This window comes from Streptomyces sp. ADI95-17 (genome assembly GCF_003846175.1).
In the GTDB taxonomy this organism is placed as follows: Bacteria; Actinomycetota; Actinomycetes; order Streptomycetales; family Streptomycetaceae; genus Streptomyces; species Streptomyces sanglieri.
On the sequence record NZ_ML123050.1, the window covers coordinates 2,982 to 23,555 of the forward strand.

Sequence of the window (20,574 nt, forward strand, 5' to 3'; positions counted from 1 at the left end):
TCACGAACAGCTACTGAGGTGGCGGACCGGTCGCGAAGGCCGAGTCCTGGGATTAGGTCGCTGCGTGGCCCGCATGGAGCTCGTGGACAGAAGGAAAGAGCACGACGGAGGAGAACGTCTTGATCTACTGCGGCATCGACTGGGCCGAGCGCACGCATGACGTCGCCCTGGTCGACGACAGCGGTCAACTGCTCGCCAAGCGGCACATCACCGACGACGCTGCCGGCTATAGGATCCTGCTGGATCTGCTGGCTGAGTACGGTGACACCGAGGACAACCCGATCCCAGTCGCAATCGAAACCTCCCGTGGTCTGCTGGTCGCAGTGCTACGGACGGGCAAGCGCAAAATATTCGCGATCAATCCGATGGCCGCCGCCCGCTACCGCGACCGCCACTCCGTCTCTCGCAAGAAATCCGACCCCGGCGATGCCCTGGTCCTGGCGAACATCCTGCGTACCGACATGCATGCTCACAGGCCGCTGCCACAGGACAGTGAGCTGGCCCGCGCCATCACGGTCCTCGCCCGGGCCCAGCAGGACCCCGTCTGGAACCGCCAGCAGATAGCCAACCAGCTCCGCTCCCTGCTGCGGGAGTACTACCCTGCGGCCCTGGCCGCCGTCGAGTCGTGGAAGAGGGGTCTATGCCGTCCCGAGGCTCGCGCACTTCTCCGTCTCGCTTCGACTCCGACACAAGCCGTAAAGCTGACCCGCACGCAGCTGCAGGCCGCCCTCAGGCGAGCCGGCCGTCAACGTGGCATCGCTGAAGAAGCTGACCGGCTCCGTGGCATTCTCCGAGCCGAGTGGGCTCATCAACCCCACCTCGTCGAAGTCGCCCTCGGCAGGCAGATGCTTGCCCTACTGCTTCAGCTGGAAGCCGCTTGCAAAGCTGCCGACGACCTCGAAGAAGCAGTGGCCGAAGCGTTCCCTCGCCACCCAGATGCTGAAGTCATCCTCAGCTTCCCCGGCCTCGGCGTTCAGCTCGGCGCCCGGGTCCTGGCCGAGATCGGAGACGACCGCCGACGCTTCGCAGACGCTCGTGGTCTGAAGGCTTACGCCGGTGCCTCACCGATCACCCGCGCCTCAGGCAAGAAGTCGAGCGTCACCCGACGGTGGGTGAAAAACGACCGGCTGAACCATGTCGGCTACCTCTGGGCCTTCTCCGCCCCCAACGCCTCACCAGGTGCCAAACGCCACTACCGCAGGCGCCGTGACGAGCATGGCGACTGGCACGCGTCCGCCCAGCGCAACCTGTTCAACCGCATGATCGGGCAGCTCTACCACTGCCTTCAGCACGGCCAGCTCTTCGACGAGGCCGTCGCCTTCCCCGCAGCAGCAGCCGAGGCTCTCGCGGCATGAAGTCCATCAGCCGTCGACCGCGCGGGACCAGCGCTCCTGGATGGCTACCTGCTTCCGCTCAAGCTCGGCATCCATCACCCGGCTGGTGGCCGTCCCCGGAATCGTGAGCGACCGCCCACGAACCCTGACGATCCGCAGATCACACCAAACTCTGCTCCGGATCACCCTCCGCCGCGTCTCGATACCGGCGACCTCCCTCCAAGGGATGACTCGCCTGCTGACGAAGGTGTGGAACTCCAATCCCCTTGCGGTCAAGAGGACCCTGCCATAGATCAGATTGCCGGCGCCCACGAACGCGACCACAGCGAGAACTCCAAGGCCACCCACAAACCACCATTTGCTCGGCTCATGCGTGGTCAGGATCATCGCCACCATCACACCAGTGAGGGCCAGCGTCACGAGGCCGTTCTGCCACCAGGCTCTCTGGCGGTCATCAGAGTTGAAGCCGATCCACACGTCAGGCATGTCCATGATGCTATCGACGTCCATTCGAATGATGACCGGCCTGGCTTGACGATTTATGTACCTGAGGTGTCTACCGTGGCTTCCTCGCCGAACTACTGATGACCGAGTGCGACGACCGGGCCCGTCGGCGCTCGGAACGACGGATCAAAGCAGCGGGCTTCCCGCGGGAGAAGTCGCTTCGGGCCTTCGACTTCGACGCCAACCCGAACATCGACGCGGCGACCATCCATACCCTCGCCAGCTGCGAATGGATCAAGAAGAGCCAGCCTGTGGGGCTCGAAAAGTCATCGGCGCAGGTCAAGCGGCGTACCGGTACTCGTTGATAGCACCGCCGAGGATGCGGGTGCGCAGGAGTCTTCGGCCGTCGAGGCCGTGGACGGTGGCGGGCTGCCCGGAGGCGTGAGGGGGCCGTTGATCTCGGGCCCGGTGAGGTCGATGCGTGTTGTAGTGCCGTTCGAAGTCGGCAAGGGCTTGCCGGGCGTGGGCCTCATTCATGAGCAAGAGGTGGTCGAGCGCCTCGCGGCGGACGGTGCCGATCACCCGCTCGCAGTGCGCATTCATCCGAGGCGCCCGTGGCGCGCTGAGCAGCACCTCCATGTCCTCGGCTTCGAAGACGGCGTCGAAGGACTGGTCGTACTTGGCGTCGCGGTCGCGCAGCACGAAGCGCAGGGACTCCATGCGCGTGTCGAGTTGGTCGGCGAGATTGCGGGCCTGCTGCGTCGCCCAGGCCCGGGTGGGGCGGGCGGTGACGCCGGTGATGTGCAGTTGGCGGGTGCCGTGTTCCGGGAAAGCCATGGCGTACAGGCGCTTTCCGAGCATGGTGTCCACGTGGAAGAAGTCGGCCGCGATGATCCCTTGGGCTTGGGTGGTCAGGAACTCGCGCCAGCTGGGGCCGGACCGGCGTGGAGCCGGGTCGATGCCCGCGGCGTTCAGGATCCCCCAGACCGTGGACGGTGCGATCGGATGGCCCAGCCGGGCCAGTTCGCCCTGGATCCTTCGGTGCCCCCACCGGGGATTCTCGCCGGCCAGGCGCAGCACCAGCTTCCTGAGCGCGGCCACAGTCGGGGGTCGGCCGGTACGGCTGCGGCGGGCGGAGTAGTCCCACTTCTTGGCGATCAGCTTGCGGTGCCAGGCCAGCACGGTGCCGGGGGTGACGGGGAAGACGCCGGCCCAGCGGCGCCGCGGTATCAGCGAGGACAGCGCGGAGAACCAGAACCGGTCGGCCGACTCGTAGCGGACCGGGCCCTTGAGCTGACGGCGCAGGACAGTGTTCTCATGCCTCAGCACCAACAACTCGGCGTCCTTGGCAGTGTCCCGGCGCAGCAGGACAGCCGGTATGGACAGCATCGTGCGAGCAGCACGGTACAACAGCGACACGATCATCCGGACTGGGTCCCAGCCACCACCGACAACCATGGACACCGCTACTCACCTGCAGCGATGACTTTACGAGTCCCACACCGTCTCATAGGAGACGAGCACGCCGCGCTCGAGCATCAACTCCTCGACCTCGCGGAACGACAGCGGGAAGCGGAAGTACAGCCACACGCAGTGGGAGATGATCTCCACCGGGTACCGGTGCCCCTTGTACGACGGCGGCGCGGACGACACGAGTGAACCCCTCCCCAGCACGATCAACTCCAAGATCATCCCAGGCCGGTCAACTAACGTGACAACGCCTGACCGCGCGCTGGTCGCGGACTTCCTCGGCAGTCCCGAAGTGGACGGAGGCGGGGGTGTGCCAGCCGATACCCGAGTGCCGGTGCTCATGGTTGTAATACGCGATGAACGCGTCGAACCACTCGCGGGCGTGGGCCAGCGAATCGAACCGTTCGGGATAGTCCGACATGTACTTCGTGGTCTTGAACTGGGCCTCGCTGCAAGGGTTGTCGTTGGAGACCTTCGGCCTCGAGTGCGACCGCGTCACCCCCAGATCGATCAATAGTTGGGAGACCTTCTTCGACGTCATCGAGGTGCCGCGATCCGCGTGCACGGTCTGGGGCACGATGCCGTTGCGGGCGATGGTCTCGCGGATCAACTCCTCTGCCCGCAGCGCCGACTCGGCTCGCTCGACGGTGTGCCCGACGATGTAGCGGCTGAAGATGTCGATGATCACGTAGGCGTGATACCAGGGGCCCTTGACCGGTCCGGCAGCCTTGGTGATGTCCCAGGTGAACACCTGCGAGGGCCCCGTGGCGACCAGCTCGGGCACCGCCTTGGCAGGATTGGTGGCCTGCCGTCGGCGTTCACCGGACCGATCCTGCTCGCGCAGGATCCGGTACATCGTCGAGACGGAGCAGTGATAGCGCCCGGCATCCAGCTCGCGGGCCCAGATCTGCGCGGGCGCCAGCTCGGCGTACTCGTCGCCGTTCATCAACTCAAGTACCGCAGCCCGCTCTTCGGCCGTCAGGGCCGATGGCTGCACCTGCGGGGCACGTGCTCTGCGTGGTGGTGCCGGCCGGAGCCGACGGTAGTGCGTGGCGCGGGAGCGGCCGGTCAGCCGGCAGGCGGCCAGGATGCCCAGCTGAGCCTCGACGCCGGTGAACGCCTCGTCCACGACAGGGCCGGCGGCAGGCTTCAGTCCGCGCTCTCGGAGATCATTTCCAAGAGCGCGGAAGCTTTTCCCATCACCTCGAGTGCGGCCTTGTTCCGTGCCAGGTCCCTCTGCAACCGCTCCACCTGCTGCCGCAGCTTTTCGTTCTCCACCTCCGCGGCGGACTTCTTCGCACGGGCCGGGCTGGTCCGGCGGTCGACCAGGTTTTCCAGGGCCCCGGCATCCCGGGCGGCCCGCCACTCCTTGACATGCGAGTGGTAGAGCCGTTCCCGGCGCAGGACTGCACCCTTCCCGTTCCTGGGCGCGGAGTCGTACTCGGCGACGATCCGCAGTTTGTACTCCGAGGTGAAAGCGCGGCGCTTCGGCCTCGGCGCTGGGTCGGACCCGACGGGCTCTGTGCTGGGCATAAGGGACGGTTCTCCTGTCGTGCCCTCTCAGGCTAACCCGGCAGAACGGGATGTCTCACCCAAGGCTGACAGAGAGGGGAGCCGAAGCGCGACAGTTGACACAAAGGCACGCTTGTTGTCACCGGGACCGCGACTTCGGGCGAGGTGACAGCCAGCTGTGGTCGGCGAGAGCCCGGACCTGCGTAGCCAGTGACGTTGCATGAAACGCGTGACGTGGCCGAGCGGAACACCACTTGTATGGAAGGGCGGAGGACTCTGACGGGCCGGTAGGCACATGGGGGCATCGCGCCTGCAGCCCTGGGCCCTGGCACTATCGTTTTCTGCTGGCCACGGACTGAGCGGCTCGACCGAGAAGCTGACGACACCGAACTGTGGCAGCTGGGGGGGGATGGGCATGGGGGACAGCGGGATGACAGAAGTACGCCGGGAGCATCCGTGTGCCGAGCGGCTGACGGAAGGACTGACCGTCGCCGTGGCGTTGGGCCTCTCGTTCTCCCTGCTGGTCGGCCCGGCAGTGGTCTTCGGTACGACCGCCTGGCATCTGATCACCGACACCGGCACCACCGCGTTCAGCCGGTTCTTGGTGCCGGTGATCTTCCTGGCCCTCGTGGCCTGCCGCTCGTGTTGGCCCGAGCGGTGTTCCGCTCGGGCCGGCACAAGGGCAAGAAGCGACTGACGGCGGCGGTGCTGGCGCTGCTCGGCGGGTCCATCGTGCCCTTCGCGGCTCTGTGCCTGATCTTCGTGTACGCGGACTGACCTCCGGCTACGACGGGCCCGTCCGACGTGTGCGAGAACGGGCGACACCGCGGCCGGGCCGGACACCCCTGGCCGCTGACCCAATTGCTGACCCGCCCGGCATGGCCGGGGTCAGGCGCCGAGGCGGCAGGAGCGCCAGCGGTGGCCGGTGCGGCTGATCAGTCCGCGGGCTTCGAGGCGGCCGAGTTGGTAGGCGACGGAGCTGGTGCTGGACAGGCCGACCTTCTCGCCGATCTGCCGGACGGACGGGCTCTCGCCGGTCTCGGCGATCCAGTCCCGGATCGTCGCCAGTTTTCCGAGCAGCCGCGAGTCCGTATTGCGTCTGAGCTGGGTGGATGCGTCGCGGTCATGTCCGGGACGCATCCCTCGGGGGTCAGCTTTCCAAGTCCGCCGAAGCGGTCCCAGAAATGAACCCGCGCGCGAGGTGGCCTTCGACGGCCGCCTCGTGCGCGGGTTCATGGGCATCGTGAGGTGTTACTCGACGGCGACGCTGTCGTCGGCGCCGCAGCGGTCACACAGGATCCACCTCGAAGCTCTCGACCACCAGTACCAGTTCCTCGATGGCGACCTCCGTGGCGGTGCCGCTGAGCGACGGTGCCGAGTACTGCTTGGGCCAGGCGTTGGTGAACTTCCACCGCAACGCCGGCTTGCCCGCTTCGTCGTTGAGCACGATGTGGCCGGTGCGGCGAACGCGTCATCCACGGCCGACGCCCGCCGACCGTCGCAGCGGCGAGGCGGTCGGCGGGCGTCGGCGGCCCGGTCTGCGTCCCGCTCACTCCCCCGATCGCGCGACGACCGCCGCCCCGGCGGGCTCCTTGACCGGCGACGGAGGGAGCAGCCCGTCCGCCACCGCGTCGTCCGCGTCGGACTTCGGCTCCTTGAGGGTGAAGGTAAGCACCAGACCCACCAGATAGACGGAGGCGATCACCCAGACGGTGCCCTCGATGCCGATCGGGCCGACCAGTCCGGCCACGGCCGAGCCGACGAACTGGCTGAGGCCGGCGCCCAGATTGAGGATGGCGACCGCGCTGGCGATATGACGGGGCGCGAGCAGCGGCATGATCGCGGAGAGCGGTACGAACGCCCCGAGGGCCAGCCCGTAGACGACGGCGACGGCGAGCGTGATGCCGAAGCTGGGGCCGACCGCCTCGGGCACGTAGTAGAGCGCGAGCACGGTCACGAAACAGCCGAGCCCGCCCACCCAGGCGACGGTGTTGACGCCGCCGATCCAGTCCGCGACGTAGCCGGAGAGGAGGTTGGCCACGACATTGGCCAGCAGCATCGTGCCCCAGATGGTCTGCCACTGCGCCGTGGAGAAGCCGACCTCGTTGACCATATGGGTCGTCAGGAAGACCACGAAGGCGTAGAAGGACAGGGTGTTGATCAGTCGGACCACGCCTCCGACGCCCACGCGGGGGTGCGTCTTGACGATGGTGAGCGCCTTGACCATCTGGGACATGGATTCCTTCATCGATGCCGGAGGCCCCTTGGTGACCCGGGCCCGGACGAGGAAGAGCACCAGCGCGCCGCCGGTGGCGACGAAGGCGAGGGAGAGCCAGAGGGTGGCCATCTCGCCGATGACGGGGATGACCGCGCCCGCGAAGTAGGAGCTGATGACGCCGAGTCCGGCGGTGGAGGCGAACCAGTACCAGCTGACGGCCCGGCTGAGTTTCTCGCTCGGGGTCTCCATGGCGATCCAGACCAGGAAGCCGTAGGCGAAGAAGGGGTAGCCCAGGCCCCGGATGCCGAACGTCAGCAGCATCAGCGGGTAGTTTCCGGCGGCCACGCCGACGGTCAGGAAGAGGACCTCGAAGACGCCCCAGATCCCCAGGCCCAGCAGCATCACCCGACGGGGGCCCCAGGCTTCTGCGAGCGCGCCGGAGAGCCAGGCGGCGATGGCGACCACGAAGCCGTAGATGCTCCACAGCAGGGCGACCTCGCTGCCGGAGAGCCCGCGTGACTCCAGGTAGGGCGAGAGGAATCCGACTTCGATGCCGTCGCCGACCATGAAGAGCATGACGGCGAGGTAGCCGAAGGCGAGCGGGCGGACGATCCCCTGCCGTTCGAGCAGTCCGGGGCGGGGCACGGCGGCGTCGGCCGCGGTGTGAGGCGAGGTGGGCATGTGTCCTCCGGCGTACACAACAGACGCGTGAACATCTGATCAAAATTCGAACCAAAGTGCATGTAATATGAGTGGCGCCTCTGCGGGTGTCAACCCTTGGCCGGGGGCGCGTTCTCCGGTCCGCCGGGCCTTGACCGGCGGAGGGCGGCGAGGACAGGATCCGAACGGAGGATCAATGGAGAGAACAAATGGTCAGAAGCAACCGCCGCTGGGCAAGATCGCGCGGCTGTACTACGAGCATGGTCTGACCCACCAGGAGATCGCCGATCTCTGTGGGCTGTCCCGGATCAAGGTCACCCGTCTGCTGGCGGAGGCCCGCCTGGTCGGGATCGTCGAGATCACGGTGCACAGCGACGACCATTTGTTCGTGGGCCTGGAATCGGCCCTCGGACACGCCTATCCGCTCCGCCAGGCGTGGGTGGGCCCCGCGTTCGAGGACGAGGGCCGCGCGCTCCACTCCCTGGGGGCGGTGGCCGCCGACTGCGTCACCGCCTTCCTGACGAAGGGCACCACCGTCGCTGTGGGCCTGTCGGGGTCGGTCGCCGCGATCCCCGGGCATCTGCGGGAGGCGACCGGGCTGGATCTGAGCATCGTCCCGCTCACCGGGAGCAAGGGCGGCGTCTCCCGCGCGGCCAGCCCCCATGAGCTGGCCCTCTCCTTCGCCGCCGCCGTGGACGGGCGGGCCTACCACCTGCCCGCTCCGCTGCTCGCGCGCAACGCGCAGGCCGCACGGGTGTGGCGGGAGGACCCGGCGGTCCAGGAAACGCTGGAGCGGGCCGTATCGGCGGATGTGCTGATCGCCGGAATCGGCGGCACCGCCGCCGACGCCGGACTGCTCGTCCAGGGTCTGAGCGCCGCGGAACTCGCGGGCATCCGGAAGCGGGGCGCGGTCGGCGACATCTCCGGGCGCTTTTTCGACGCGGACGGCGCCGCCGTGCCGGGCGAGGTGGACGAGCGGCTCATCGGGCCGAGCCTGGAGCAGTTGCGAGCGGTCCCCGTCCGCATCGGCGTGGCGCGCGGGGCCGACAAGCGGCGGGCCCTGGCGGTCGCGCTGCGCCACGGCCTGATCAATGTGCTGGTGACCGATGTCAGCACCGCCGAGGCGCTGCTGGCCGACGCCGACGCCCCCGAGGGGGCCCCTTCATGAGCCGCCGCCGGGAGTTCCGCGGCGACGCCCTCAGTGGCATCCGAGCGACGCTACGAAAGGACACAATGTGAAGCCTGTACAAACGCGCGATGAGCTGTGTGAGCAACTGGCCGAGGTCGGCCGGCTCGCCGTGGAGCGCGGACTGGTGCTCGCCAGCGGCGGGAATCTGTCGGCGCGGCTGCCCGGCTCCGACGAGTACGTGGTCACCGGCGCGGGGACCTGGCTGGACCGTCTGGAGGTCGCGGACTTCACCGTGATGAACCTCGCCGGGGAGCGGACCGGGGGCGCGGATCGGCCGTCCAGCGAGTGGAAGCTGCACCAGCGGACGTACCAGGTGCGGCCGGATGTGAACTGCGTGGTCCATCTGCACCCGCAGCACGCGGTGCTGCTCGACGCCGTCGGCGAGCCGATACGGCTGATCACCCTCGACCACGCCTACTACGTCCGCTCCATCGGCACGGTGCCGTACCACCCCAACGGGTCGGACGAACTCGCCGACGCCTCGGCCGAGCAGGCGCTGACGCACGACTGCGTCGTCCTGTCCCACCACGGCAGTTCCTCGCTGGGTGCGGATGTGGGTATGGCGTTCCGCCGCGCTATGAACCTGGAGGAGGCCGCCGTGGCGACCTATCGCGCGCTGACGCTGGGCAACGCGACCGCCGCTTTCCCGTCCTCGGCCCTGGCCGCGCTGCACCACGTGTGACCTCTGCTTCCTTCTCACCTCCGCACAGACTGTGGGCGGGCCCCGTCGGGGCCCGCCCACAGTCTGTGCGGAGGGGTGTTCAGGAGGCCAGTTCCCTCGCGTTGGCCACCGCGGCGGGCTCCGCACCCGTCGCCCAGGCCCGCAGCGCCCGTTCGGCGATGCGGGAGTGCTCGGTGACCACATCGTCGGACGCGCCGCCGATATGCGGGGTGAGGGTGACGTTGTCGAGCCGGAACAGCTCGTGGTCGGCGGGCGGCGGCTCGGTCCAGAAGACGTCAAGGCCCGCCCCGGCGATCCGCTTCTCCCTCAGGGCCGACAGCAGCGCCGTCTCGTCCACGACGGCGGCCCGCCCCGCGTTGACGACATAGGCGTCGGGACGCATCAGGGCGATCTCGGGCGCTCCGATCAGCCCCACCGTCGCGTCGTTGAGGGGCACATGAACGGTGATGACGTCGGAGCGGCGCATGAGTTCGTCCAGGGCGACGATCTCGGCGTCGACGCCTAGCGCGCCCGGCTCCAGATAGGGGTCGTAGACCAGGACGTCCATGCCGAACGCCAGCGCCCGGCGCAGCACCCGGCGGCCGATCGCGCCGCCGCCGACGATGCCCAGGGTCCGGCCGCCCAGACCGATCCCGCGGAACCGGGCGTACGGCTCGAAGACGTCGTCCGCCGTCCAGTTGCCCGCGCGCGTCCACCGCTCGGCGGCGCTGGTGTGACGGACGGTGGAGAGGATCAGGGTGAAGGCCAGGTCGGCGGTGATCTCCGCGTTGCGCGCCGGAGTGGTGGCCACCGGTATGCCCCGGCGGGTGCATGCGGCGAGATCGACGTTGACCGGGCTGGCCCGGCAGGTGACCACGAACTTCAGCGCCGGAGCGGCGTCCAGGGCCGCCTGGTCGACCCGGTCGACCTCACAGACCACCGCGTCGGCCGCCGCGAGCCGGTCGGCGAGCCGGGGCCGGGCGAGGGAGTCGCCCGCCATGGACGGCTCCACGGTCTCGATGTCGAAGAGATCGGCCAGCCGCGCGGCGGCGGCGGCATCGAACGGTGCGGTGATAAGCAGCCGCGGTCGCGGCGACGCACTGGTCACAGGGTTTCCCATCCATCGGCGTCATACGCCGACTCAGCCTTGTCAGAGGTGTCAGAGGTGTCAGAGAGGTCAGAGGTGCTGGAGGTGTTTGTGGCAGGGGAGACGGACGGCGGGGCCTCGGCCTCGGTCCGCAGTTCCCGCAGCGCGGGCCAGAGGGGTCGCAGCGCGTCCCGGGCGGCGGCGAACACCCGCGCCTGCTGGTCGTACGGTTCCCGGAGGGCGGGGTCGGGGCGGAAGGCGTCCGTGGGGCGGGCCAGCGCCGTGAGCGCTGCGTCGAGGTCCTCGGCCACCCCGCCGGTCACCATGGCGAGGGCGGCCACGCCCCGGGCTCCCAGCTCGGGCGCGGTGGAACGCACCACGGGCTCGCCGGTGACGTCGGCGAGCACCTGACAGAGCAGATCCGAGGAGGCCGAGCCGCCCGCGATCCGCAGCACCCGCCCGGGAACGGGCGCGCCGAGGCACTCGCGCAGGGTGAAGGCAATGCCCTCATAGACGGCGCGCAGCAGTTGCCCGGCCGTGGTGCGGACGCTCATCCCCACCCAGGACGCGGAGGCCGTGCTGTCGATGAAGGGGGCACGTTCCCCGCTGGGCGAGCCGTAGGGGAGATAGACGACACCGCCCGCGCCGGGGCCCGCGGTGCGCGCGACCTGCTCCACCTCGGGCCAGTCGCTGTCCTCCAGCCCGGTCACCCGGCGCACCCAGTCGAGGTTGGGCGCGCCCGTCATGGGGGCGAGGCAGGCGAGGGCCTGTCCGTCCAGGCCGGTCGCCAGGGTGATCTGGCCCTGGGCGCGGCGGTCCCGGCTGCCGCGGTGCACGGTAGCGGTGAACGCGGTGGTGCCCACGATGAGGTAGGCGTCGCCCGGCCGGACCGCCCCGAGGCCGACCCCGCCCGCGGCGGCGTCGACCAGACCGGCGGAGACCGGGACGCCGACCGGCAGACCGGTGGCGTCGGCGGCCTCGGCGGTGATGCGGCCCGCCGGGGACGCGGGGGGCAGCACCGGGGCAAGCAGCCGGCGGAAGCGCTGGTGCCCCAGCCCTTCGATCAGGGCGTCGGAGTATTTCCCGGCGGCCACGTCGAGATAGGTACGGGATGCCTCGGAGGCGTCGGTGGCGACCTCGCCCGTGAGCCGGAAGCGGATCCAGTCCTTGCAGTTGAGGTGGTGGGCGGCCTGTGCGAGCCGCTCGGGGTAGTCCGCCTCCAGCTGTTCCAGGAGCACCGGCAGCGCTCCGGGGAACAGGGACGAGCCGGTGACCTCGTGGACCAGCGCGCCCCGGCCGTCGGCCTCCCAGCGCGCGCCCCGGTCGGCGGCGGTGCCGTCCATCCAGATCCGCGCGGGGCCGCAGGGGCGGCCGTCGGCGTCCACGAGCCACGCGCCGTCGCCCTGTCCGGTGACCCCGACGGCGGCAATCTCGACGCTGTCGCCCGCCTGCCAGACCGCCGAGCGGACGGTGTCGCGGACGGCGGACCACACCTCGTCCATGTCCTGTTCGACCCTGTCGCCGTGGTGTGTCACCCCCAGCGGCGCGCGCGCCCAGCCGAGTTGCCTGCCGTCCCACGCGAGGACGACGGCCTTGACCGCGGTGGTGCCCGCGTCGATACCGACCACTGCCTGCCGAGCCACTGATGAACCTCCCGCAACCGCATTATGAACATTGGTTCATCGAACGATCTAAAGTGCAGCAAATTTAGGCGGACAGACTGCCGCAGTCAACCGCCCCCGCCCGGGCGGACCTGGCCGGCTCCTTTGGCATGTCCGGGCGGCGGCGCCGAGGCCCGGGCATGCCAAAGGACCCCGCCCGGGGGCGGGGTCCTCGCGTGCGGATCAGTTCAAGGGGCAGGGCGCTCGGGGCTGCCTCAGCCGTGGCGTCCGCGCTGCTGCCCGTACGCCACGGCCGACGAAGCCCCATGGGACGGGGCCGGGAGCCGCGGCCCGTGGGATCGGCGAAGCCCAGGGGCTCAAGGGAGCCCGTGGGACCAGGGGAGCCCCTCGGGATCGGTGGAGCCCTCGGGGTTAGCTTGACTCTGTCGGAGATCTTGGTGTTTCGCGGTGCGCCAGCATGATCAGTGGGCATGCTTGGTGCTGTTTCGAAGGCCGATGCAGCTGTCGCGGTGTCCGTTGTCTGTCCGTCCCCGTTCCGGTGAGCAGGTCCCATCCCTGACTCTGCAGGTCGCGCGGGCGAGTAATCCGGGCGGTACGACGGCGATGTGGGCAAGAGACCGGCTGGACGGGCTGTGGTGTGACGAGGACTTCGCGGGCTGGTACCCGCGTGACGGACGCCCCGACATCTCGCCTGCAGTTGGCCACCGTCTGTGTGCTGCAGTTCCCGCTCGGTCTGTCGGACTGTCAGGCAGCGGAAGCGGTACGCTGCCGCATCGATTTCAAGTACGCCCTGGCCATGGAGCTGGACGATCCCGGCTTCCACCACAGCGTGCTGGCCGACTTCCGCGAGCGCCTGGCCCAGGACGACCGCGCCGACCGTCTTCTCGATCTGGCACTCGCGCGCCTGAAGGAGGCCGGACTCGTGCGCGAGCGCACCACGCAGCGCACCGACTCCACCCACGCCCTGGCCGCGGTGCGCGACCTGACCCGGCTGAAACTGGTCACCGAGGCCGTCCGTGCCGTGCTGGAAGAAGTGGCCCGCACCGCTTCGCACCTGCTGACCGGCCTGGTCGACGAGGACTGGGAGCGCCGCTACGGCCGACCGGCCCGTCTGGGCAAGAACTGCACCCGGCCCAAGACCAGGATCCTCACCACCGGTGGGCGAAGCCGTGCTCGACCGGGGCCCGGACGGCTGCGAGGGCCTTGGTGGACAGTTTCTGGCCGCGGGTCAGGGGGCGGTTCCGGGCGGCCTTGCAGCCGGTGATCACTGCCGGGTCGGCGTCGGGATCACTGTCGTCAAGCCCGACGAACCCCAGGTCGGCGATGGCTCCGAGGCCCGCCGCCCGGAGCTTGGCGGTGAGCTGGTCGTGGCGGCAGGCGGTGATCTCCGAGGTTCGTCCGGGCCGGGCTGCGGAGACCCAGAGCAGTCGGCCGCGGTCGTCGGTGAGCGCGATCACGAGCAGGCCGTGGCATTTATGCTTGCCGGAGTAGTTCTTCCGGTTCTGTGCGCCGGTGCGTCGCCGGGTGCGGATCAGGGTCCCGTCCAGGAGGACGATCCCGCCGCCCTTTCGGGCGATCTTCTGCAGCGCGCGGTCCAGGCGTGGGGCGCGGGCGGCCAGCAGGCCAACGACTTCGCGGACCCACCGGGTGACGGTGGTGCGGTGTATTGCGTTGCCGCCGGCCAGGTCGCCCGGCCGCTGGTCACAGCGCAGGACTGCCAGCACGAGGGCGGCGATTTCCCCGGGGGAAGGGCCCGCCACCGTGAGCCGATCTTCTTCAGATGGCCGCGTATCAGGTCGGCGAGGTAGTTCAGGGTAGCGCTCGACAGCGGCAGGCGGGCGGTGTAGACAAGGCTGTCAGGGCCCTCGGTGCGAGGGTTGTTTTTCTTCACACCAAACTCAACTGCCGCCGGGGGTTCGCTGGTTACGTACCAGCGGCGTTCGCCCTGGCGCGGTTACCGGCGAGTGGTGTACTTGCCGTCGGGCCGTTTGTGCAGCCAGCCGCGGTCGGCGAGCTTGGTCAGCTTCGCACGCAGCGGCTCCAGCTTGCCGCGGACCGACGTCTCCAGGCCCAGCTTCTCACCAACAATGGCAACAAGATCTGGACCCAGGCCCGCCAGCTCCTGGAGCACGAGCACGCCCGCCTGCGAATCGGCCAGGTGTCCGTCCCCTACGGCATCTGCGTCGAACCGAGCAACGTCAAGACCGGCGGCCATGGCTGCCCGTTCCGGTTCCGCTGCGTCGGCTGCGACCACTTCCGCACTGACCCGTCGTACTTGCCGGAGCTGCGGACCTACCTGGACACCCTGCTGAGGGACCGCGAACGTCTCGCCGCGGCCTCGGACCTCGACGCCTGGGCCCGCGCCGAAGCGACGCCGTCCAACGAGGAGATCAAGCGCATCCGCACACTGATCCGCCGCGTCGAGACGGACCTCGACGGCCTCACCGACGACGAACGCGAGCAGATCAAGGACGCCACCCGGACCCTGCGCAAGTCCCGCACCGTCTCCCTGGGCATGCCCGGCATCCGTCCGCCTGAGCCGGACCTGCGGCTGGAGCGTGACGCGTGAGCGCATCACCGGACCACCTGACCCGAGCGCGGGCCGCTGACTCCGACCGACGACGAAACCGAGTGTTCAAGGCACTCGACCAACTGGCCTCCGCCGGCGAGGAGATCAGCGTTTCCTCGGTCGCCCGCGCCGCCGGCGTCCACCGCAGCCTGATTCACCGCCACGGTGACCTGCACGCAGCCGTCATCGCCCGCGCGGGCCAGCCCCCGCCCGGCACGGCTGCCGGAACGCAGGTCAGCCGCAAGTCGCTGCTGGCCGACGTCGCGAACCTCACGGCCCGCAACGGGAGACTGGCCGCGCACATCACCCGGCTCGAACGCCGCCTGTCCGAGGCTCTGGGCCAGACGGCTTGGGAAGCATCCGGCCTCGGCGCCCCGGCCGACACCGAGACGCTCACACGCCGCGCCACCGAGCTGGAACAGCAGATTCTCGACCTCCGCGGCGAACTTGCGGAACGGGACGAGGACCTCGAAGCCGCCCGCGCCGCGAACCGTGAGCTGATGGCCCAGATCAACGCCCCGCGCGCACGCTGACCGCACCAGCCCCGACGGGCTTTGGCTTCGTGAAGACAAAGTGGTGGCTGAACACAGGCACCTGCCTGGCTGGTTCTCGCGAAGTCCTGACTGAACTGACCGGCGCTCAGTACGGTGCGAACCATGGCGAAGCGAGGGGCAAAGCTCGACAAGTCCACCCCGCCGCAGACGGTAACGCTAAGCGGGCCCAGCCCGGACAGGACGCCATGCGCGGACTCTGTTGGACAGCGCGGAGGTGCAGCGGCGCCCGGAGCGTCCACCGATGGCTGCGCAAACTCTTGTGCCGGTGAGCACAGGGTGGCAGGGATGGCCGATGTGTGGGCTGTGCCCCGGGCAAGGCGAGCCGGAGAGAGCGGGCTGTCTAGCGGAAGGGTGTGAGCCGTGACAGATGCCGGAGTGCAGTGGCAGGTTGGAGCTCTGGAAGGGCTGCTGGGGGAAGTGAGGCTTCAGGCGTCACGTGGGGTCGGGCCTAACGTACGGAAGGTTCTCGAATGGCTGCGCCGGCAGACCGGCGTCCACGTCGCGCTGGTCACCGACGACGCGGGCACAATCGAGTCGTCCACGGCAGGCTTTCCCCACGAGGTGCTGGGGCCGCTCGCTCCGCTGCTGGTACGCATGTCCAGCGGGCAGCTGGCTGCAGCCGTGACCCAATCCGGTGCACTGCACGTGCGATGCGAGGCTCTCGGACCACACGAACCCCGTCCGGTCCTCGTGGTGGCCGGCCCCTCGAAGCCGGCCCCGAACGCGATCGCGCTGATCTCGCACACCGGCAGCGTCCTCACACTGCTGCGCCGCGCTGGGCGCACTGATCGCATCTGGCACGACTACCAGCACACGACACACCAGTTACGGTTCGCGGTGCTGTCCGCACTCCTGTCGGGGGAGCCGATACTGGCCCGGCGGATGACCACCGGCGCCATGCCGCCGCTGTTGGACGCCGACCGGCTGCGGCTCTACCTGCTGCAGTGCCCGCCAGCAGACCGCGACAAGATCGTCCGGACCTACCAGGACCCTTCCGGCTACCACGGCTCAGGCCTGATGGTGCAATGCCCGGTCTTCAAAAGCCACCTCATCTGCCTCCTCACGGACGACGAGGAACCAGACAGCCCTGGCGGCAAGTTACGTGGCCACGCCGAGACCCTGCACCGACTGGTACGCGACAACCCGCGCTACGCGATGGGTGTCAGCGGCGGCCACCCTCTTCACGCGGCGGCCGAGGCCTACAGCCAGGCAGCCCACGCCCTGGCCGCCGCCCCCACCGCACCCACCCGCGTGGCCTCCTACCACGGCCGGACTCCACTGGAAGGCGCCCTTCCCCACCAGGCCGCCCAGCAATGGGCCCGCACACTCCTGCGACCGCTGGACACAGCCACGAAGACCAGCACCGACATCACCCGCCTGACCATGAACATGCCCCGCTCCGCCGTGGCCAAGCTCCTCGGCCTCAGCCGCAACACAGTCACCGCACACCTCAAACGCACCGAAGCATCCCTCGGCCTGAACCTCACCGACATCCGCTGCCGCGCCGCCCTCCACCTCGCCCTCGCCCTCAGCAGCTCCCACCCCGCCCCCGAACCCGACTACGACCAACCACCCTCCACCCTGGACGACCTGCTGCGCACCGAACGCGCCGCTGCCTGGGCCACAGCCACCCTCCGTCCTCTCCAGGATCGGCACCGCCGCACTCTCCAGGCATGGATCGACGCCAACACCGACGCCCAGCAGGCTGCCCGCGCCCTGGGCATCAGCCGCAACACGATCCGTACGCACCTGCGCACGGCTGAGTCCGTCCTGGGCCTCGATCTCCTCACCGCCGGCACCGGCATCCACGACATCGTCCACGCACTCCGCATCACCAACACCCGGAACCTCTGAGCACCGTGCACAATCCGAACCCAGCATTGAGCATCGTGCACGCTGGTCCAAGAAAGACCTTCCTTCTAATGTCTTAGTAGAGCAATCGAAACCATCACTCAAGGGGGCCAATTAATGCTCCCCACGAGAAAACGGGGAAATATGAACAGGAATCGCCTTGCCGCGCTCGTAGTAGGAATCGCACTGACTGGCGCCGCAGCCCTAGCCACGACCGGACCGGCCATTGCGTCACAGGCCGCCGGAACACCACGGTCGGCCGTTGCCGAGATCTCCGAATGGAGCCGGTACGGCAAGACCTATCAGGGCAGCGACAGGGCCACGTGGGACCGTGTTGACCACGACTTCAACGTCTGCGATCAAGAGAAGGACGGCCACCCCGTCTACGCCTACTTCACTGCTGGGAGTGAAGACGGCAACTACTACTACGACCGAACCGGAGCTGGAGGGAAGTGCCAACACTTCAGCGGAACGAAATCCGGAAACACACGTCCCGGAATCATGTATGTGTGCGAAGAGGTCCCCGGCTGGGACCCCTGCAGCAGGGGTGTAGCGACTTCGCTATAGCACTCCTCCGCAGATCGCCAGCGCTTTTGCCCCCGCCGTACGAGGAGCAGCGGACGGCGTCCCGCCGGTCACCACCGTGCTGCTGCCCGTTCTTGGAACATCCGGAGAGGCAGGCGCCTCCCGAACTGCTGTCGAAACGCTGCTCCGCGTTCACGTGAACAACGCCAGGCCGTGCGCTCGCGTACGACCTGTGCGTAGCTCTGGCTGCCAAAGCCGCGGACGACGAGCACGGGGATGCCCGTGCGCTTCAGCCAGCCGGTCAGTTGGGCCCGCAGAGTGTCCTTCTCGCAGGCCACGTACAGGGCCGTCCTCTGGCCGGTGGTCCGGTCCAGGGCGAACCAGTCGGGCGCGGCCCGGAGGAACGCGCCGGCGTCCGGCCAGGCCGGGGAGACGTGGACCTCGCGCAGCGGGTCGATGAGGTCGGGGAACCGCTCCTGTCGTCGGGCCTCGACGAGGCGGGAGGACAGGCGCCGGTACGTCGGCGCGGTGTGCGGGATCCGCCCCTCCGAGACGAGCCGGTAGTAGACCTGGCGGAGGGTGCAGCCGCCGACCCGTCGTAGCTGGTGACGATGTCGGCGGCGCGGTCCACGATGCTCGGCCACTGGAGTCTGGGCACACCGGTACTTCCGACACCGCGGGCTTGCCCAGGGTCACCTTGGGCTTGCCCGCGTGGTCGGCCGCCGCGACCTGCCGGCCAGGTGCGGAAGCGAGAGAGCCAGCCGCCGGCCTTCTGTGCGGCGGCCTGTTCCTCTGCCTCCTGGCGCAGGCGTTCCTGCTCCTGGCGCTCGCGTTCCTCGGCTCGAGCCTTGGCCTGCTGCTTGGCCTGGGCTGTTACGGCCTGGTGCTGGCAGTGCTCGCACAGGTGCGGGTGCGACTGGCGTCTGCTCCAGTCCCGGGTGAATTCGACCGCCTTCCATCGGTCGTCGGTGAACTTCTGCCCGCAGTCCTTGCACACCGGCCGCCATGATTCCCGCCGCGCGGCTTCCTCCTCCTGGCGGCGCCGCTGCTCTTCCCGGGCGGCTTTGCGGCTGCGGGCGAGGTAGGCGTCCCGGCGGGAGTTGCCGATCGCCTCCAGCAGCGGCTCGCGGTGGTCGCGGCCGAATCGCCAGAACGCGGGGCCGGCCGGGCCGTGCTCGCGCAGCAGGTCCAGTGTCGTCGCCACGACCGGGATGCGGCGGTTGTAGGAGTGGTAGCCGTGCTCGCTGTGCCACTGCCCCTGCCAGTGGTGGCGGGTGAGGTCGGCGACCCTGGCCATCTGGGTCCTGGCGGGGCGCTTGCCGACCTGGTGGAAGACGAGCAGGAGGGGCGGGTGCACCCGCTCGTACTCCTCGGAGGCAGGCGCGGACCAGCGGGTGCGCCACAGCGGCTTCTCGACGTTGTCGGTGTCCTTCTCCTGCCGCTGGAAGAACCGGGCGTACTTGTCGAACTTCGCGGCGATCAGGACGGCTTCATCGGTGCAGTTGTCGGCCTCGATGAACAGCAGCGGCACCCCGGCGCCGGGGGCGGTCAGGACGATGTCGGCGCGGGCGCTGCCGATCGCGGGGTTCTTCCAGGTGCCCTTCACCGGGAGCGCGACCTCGGTGGCGTAGGAGACGAGGGTGCCGATCCCGTCCGGTGCGTCGACGGCGGCCCGGGCGGCGGCGACCGCTTCGGCCGGCTCCCCGACGACCAGGTCGAGGTCGGGCTTCGGGCGGATCAGCGCGAGGACCGTCTCGTTCACCGTCATCGGGTGCGCGGCGCCGGAGCGGCCTCCGCTCTTGGGCATGCCGCCCATCTCCTCCATCTCGCGGTCCAGGTCGATCGCCGCGGCGGCCAGCCCCTCCTTGGTGAGCAGCCGTAGCTCCTCACCGCCCCGGGTCCGGCCCCCGTCGAGCGCCAGGCCGTGCCTGCGCAGGTCGTTCGCCGCGCCCCGGTGGGAGGCGGTGCGGGCTTCCTTCTGCTTGGCCGGTGTCTTCTTGGCCGTGTGGCGGTAGGTCAGGTGCGGCGAGGACAGCCGCTGTATCTGGTCGGCGGTGGCGACCTTGAGCACACCGAGCACGCGCAGCACATCCGCGCGCAACTCGTTGCTCGATCCCGACTCGTTCGCCTTGCGCTTGCCCGCCATCAGGCCCGCCCTCCCGTCGATCGCGTCCGGCCGTGCGGGATGGCGCCGGCTCCCGGCCGCGGAGGGCACCGGGCCCCCGGACCCGATGATCTCCTCCACCACCGACAGCCAACTCAGGTAATAGGGGGGAGAAGAGGGTTGTGACGATCCCGCACGGTCGTGAAAACCCGTGGTGACAAGGGGAAATGCCGGTCAGGCCGGTGTCGGGCACGGAAGTGGCTTCGGCAGTGGGAACGCAAGCGCCGGCGGCAGGAGTTCACCGGGGCTTGCCCACCACCGCGCACCGGACACCGCCGTCACGAACCGGGGTGCGGCGGCGCCAGGTGCAGGGCTCCATCGGGCCGGACGGACGCAGCGGGAATGGGCGGCGGGGGTCAGTGCGGGTGCGGGTGTGGGCACGGGGTCCTCAATTCCTCCCGGCCGGGGCTCGGGACGGGGGCGGCTGGTCGTCCGTCCCGCACGCACATGCCGCGCGGGACGGCACCACCCTGCTCGATCACGCCTTGTCCGCGGTCTGCCCGCCCCGGCCCCGGTGTCCGTTTTGACCCTTGACCACCCCTTGACCGCACGGCTCGTCCGTGGCCGATCCCACACCGCCTGACACCGGTTCTCGCCAACAACCGCCCATAGACGACTCCATCGCGCATACCTGCGTACCGCTCCCCCGCACTACGTCACCGACTCCCTTCAACCCGAGCAGTCACCAGAGCCATGGTCACCGCGGCGCTGAGA

Annotated in this window: 19 protein-coding genes and 3 pseudogenes; 9 read left to right on the forward strand and 13 right to left on the reverse strand. The window is 69.3% G+C overall.

The annotated features are described in order from the left end of the window. Positions 1-119 precede the first annotated feature (119 nt). Positions 120-1,355, forward strand: coding sequence for an IS110 family RNA-guided transposase (locus EES42_RS30710; RefSeq protein ID WP_124721598.1), 1,236 nt, complete (start codon positions 120-122; stop codon positions 1,353-1,355). Positions 1,356-1,361: 6 nt separating this feature from the next. Here EES42_RS30710 and EES42_RS30715 read toward each other — a convergent pair whose 3' ends face one another. Beyond that, on the reverse strand, positions 1,362-1,820 hold the full coding sequence (locus EES42_RS30715) for a hypothetical protein (protein WP_124721599.1): 459 nt from the start codon (positions 1,818-1,820) through the stop codon (positions 1,362-1,364). A 71-nt stretch (positions 1,821-1,891) separates the two neighbouring features. Between EES42_RS30715 and EES42_RS30720 the strand changes: the two are divergent. After that, positions 1,892-2,092 (forward strand): annotated as a pseudogene (locus EES42_RS30720) (ATP-binding protein); the annotation flags it as partial. Positions 2,093-2,117: 25 nt separating this feature from the next. Here EES42_RS30720 and EES42_RS30725 read toward each other — a convergent pair. From EES42_RS30725 to EES42_RS44985, 4 genes and pseudogenes are all read right to left on the reverse strand, one after another. After that, a complete protein-coding gene (locus EES42_RS30725) occupies positions 2,118-3,203 on the reverse strand; it encodes an integrase core domain-containing protein (RefSeq protein ID WP_124722153.1) in 1,086 nt (361 codons plus the stop codon). A gap of 75 nt (positions 3,204-3,278) precedes the next feature. Further along, positions 3,279-3,470: pseudogene (locus EES42_RS30730) on the reverse strand (IS6 family transposase); the annotation flags it as partial. A 10-nt stretch (positions 3,471-3,480) separates the two neighbouring features. Beyond that, a complete protein-coding gene (locus tag EES42_RS30735) occupies positions 3,481-4,377 on the reverse strand; it encodes an IS3 family transposase (RefSeq protein WP_164495381.1) in 897 nt (298 codons plus the stop codon). A 20-nt stretch (positions 4,378-4,397) separates the two neighbouring features. Then, positions 4,398-4,781: a transposase gene (locus tag EES42_RS44985; RefSeq protein ID WP_164495382.1), complete on the reverse strand. Its 384-nt coding sequence runs from the start codon at positions 4,779-4,781 to the stop codon at positions 4,398-4,400. A 621-nt stretch (positions 4,782-5,402) separates the two neighbouring features. Here EES42_RS44985 and EES42_RS47350 point away from each other — a divergent pair. Beyond that, positions 5,403-5,537 (forward strand): hypothetical protein, encoded by a 135-nt coding sequence (locus EES42_RS47350; RefSeq protein WP_266624063.1) that lies wholly within the window; start codon positions 5,403-5,405, stop codon positions 5,535-5,537. Positions 5,538-5,648: 111 nt separating this feature from the next. Here EES42_RS47350 and EES42_RS30740 read toward each other — a convergent pair whose 3' ends face one another. The 3 genes and pseudogenes from EES42_RS30740 to EES42_RS30750 form a co-directional block, all read right to left on the reverse strand. After that, positions 5,649-5,900, reverse strand: coding sequence for a LexA family protein (locus EES42_RS30740; protein ID WP_124721601.1), 252 nt, complete (start codon positions 5,898-5,900; stop codon positions 5,649-5,651). A gap of 148 nt (positions 5,901-6,048) precedes the next feature. Continuing rightward, positions 6,049-6,213: pseudogene (locus EES42_RS30745) on the reverse strand (phage tail protein); the annotation flags it as partial. Positions 6,214-6,309: 96 nt separating this feature from the next. Next, a complete protein-coding gene (locus tag EES42_RS30750; RefSeq protein ID WP_124721602.1) occupies positions 6,310-7,659 on the reverse strand; it encodes an MFS transporter in 1,350 nt (449 codons plus the stop codon). A 175-nt stretch (positions 7,660-7,834) separates the two neighbouring features. On the opposite strand from EES42_RS30750, the gene EES42_RS30755 reads away from it, so the two are divergent. Both EES42_RS30755 and EES42_RS30760 read left to right on the forward strand, forming a co-directional pair. Continuing rightward, the gene (locus EES42_RS30755) at positions 7,835-8,806 is read left to right on the forward strand and encodes a sugar-binding transcriptional regulator (RefSeq protein WP_164495384.1); all 972 of its coding nucleotides are present in this window, start codon (positions 7,835-7,837) and stop codon (positions 8,804-8,806) included. A 67-nt stretch (positions 8,807-8,873) separates the two neighbouring features. Continuing rightward, positions 8,874-9,509, forward strand: a complete 636-nt coding sequence (locus EES42_RS30760) for a class II aldolase/adducin family protein (RefSeq protein WP_241196686.1) — start codon at positions 8,874-8,876, stop codon at positions 9,507-9,509. 79 nt (positions 9,510-9,588) lie between these two features. On the opposite strand, the gene EES42_RS30765 is transcribed toward EES42_RS30760, so the two are convergent. Next, positions 9,589-10,596 (reverse strand): NAD(P)-dependent oxidoreductase, encoded by a 1,008-nt coding sequence (locus EES42_RS30765; protein WP_164495385.1) that lies wholly within the window; start codon positions 10,594-10,596, stop codon positions 9,589-9,591. After that, on the reverse strand, positions 10,593-12,218 hold the full coding sequence (locus EES42_RS30770) for an FGGY-family carbohydrate kinase (protein WP_124721606.1): 1,626 nt from the start codon (positions 12,216-12,218) through the stop codon (positions 10,593-10,595). Before EES42_RS30770 ends, EES42_RS30765 begins: the two co-directional genes overlap by 4 nt. A 646-nt stretch (positions 12,219-12,864) precedes the next feature. Here EES42_RS30770 and EES42_RS30775 point away from each other — a divergent pair. After that, positions 12,865-13,461, forward strand: a complete 597-nt coding sequence (locus tag EES42_RS30775; protein WP_241196687.1) for a transposase — start codon at positions 12,865-12,867, stop codon at positions 13,459-13,461. Here EES42_RS30775 and EES42_RS30780 read toward each other — a convergent pair. Both EES42_RS30780 and EES42_RS30785 read right to left on the reverse strand, forming a co-directional pair. After that, a complete protein-coding gene (locus tag EES42_RS30780) occupies positions 13,346-13,957 on the reverse strand; it encodes a transposase family protein (RefSeq protein WP_241196688.1) in 612 nt (203 codons plus the stop codon). The genes EES42_RS30775 and EES42_RS30780 overlap by 116 nt on opposite strands. Positions 13,958-14,151: 194 nt before the next feature. After that, entirely contained in the window at positions 14,152-14,334 is a 183-nt protein-coding gene (locus tag EES42_RS30785; RefSeq protein ID WP_124721607.1) for a hypothetical protein, read from the reverse strand. A 21-nt stretch (positions 14,335-14,355) separates the two neighbouring features. On the opposite strand from EES42_RS30785, the gene EES42_RS30790 reads away from it, so the two are divergent. From EES42_RS30790 to EES42_RS30800, 3 genes are all read left to right on the forward strand, one after another. Continuing rightward, entirely contained in the window at positions 14,356-14,766 is a 411-nt protein-coding gene (locus EES42_RS30790) for a transposase (RefSeq protein WP_241196689.1), read from the forward strand. After that, entirely contained in the window at positions 14,763-15,299 is a 537-nt protein-coding gene (locus EES42_RS30795; protein WP_124721608.1) for a helix-turn-helix domain-containing protein, read from the forward strand. The genes EES42_RS30790 and EES42_RS30795 overlap by 4 nt, the downstream gene beginning before the upstream one ends. 714 nt (positions 15,300-16,013) lie before the next feature. Next, on the forward strand, positions 16,014-17,174 hold the full coding sequence (locus EES42_RS30800) for a helix-turn-helix domain-containing protein (RefSeq protein ID WP_241196690.1): 1,161 nt from the start codon (positions 16,014-16,016) through the stop codon (positions 17,172-17,174). Positions 17,175-17,997: 823 nt separating this feature from the next. On the opposite strand, the gene EES42_RS45660 is transcribed toward EES42_RS30800, so the two are convergent. After that, positions 17,998-19,941 (reverse strand): replication-relaxation family protein, encoded by a 1,944-nt coding sequence (locus tag EES42_RS45660; RefSeq protein WP_241196691.1) that lies wholly within the window; start codon positions 19,939-19,941, stop codon positions 17,998-18,000. Positions 19,942-20,574: the final 633 nt, after the last annotated feature.

Excerpts from the sequence above, each read along its gene's own strand:
- EES42_RS30715 (WP_124721599.1), bottom strand. The coding sequence starts at position 1,820 with ATGCCTGACGTGTGGATCGGCTTCAACTCTGATGACCGCCAGAGAGCC.
- EES42_RS30725 (WP_124722153.1), bottom strand. The coding sequence starts at position 3,203 with ATGATCGTGTCGCTGTTGTACCGTGCTGCTCGCACGATGCTGTCCATA.
- EES42_RS44985 (WP_164495382.1), bottom strand. The coding sequence starts at position 4,781 with ATGCCCAGCACAGAGCCCGTCGGGTCCGACCCAGCGCCGAGGCCGAAG.
- EES42_RS30740 (WP_124721601.1), bottom strand. The coding sequence starts at position 5,900 with ATGCGTCCCGGACATGACCGCGACGCATCCACCCAGCTCAGACGCAAT.
- EES42_RS30750 (WP_124721602.1), bottom strand. The coding sequence starts at position 7,659 with ATGCCCACCTCGCCTCACACCGCGGCCGACGCCGCCGTGCCCCGCCCC.
- EES42_RS30755 (WP_164495384.1), top strand. The coding sequence starts at position 7,835 with ATGGAGAGAACAAATGGTCAGAAGCAACCGCCGCTGGGCAAGATCGCG.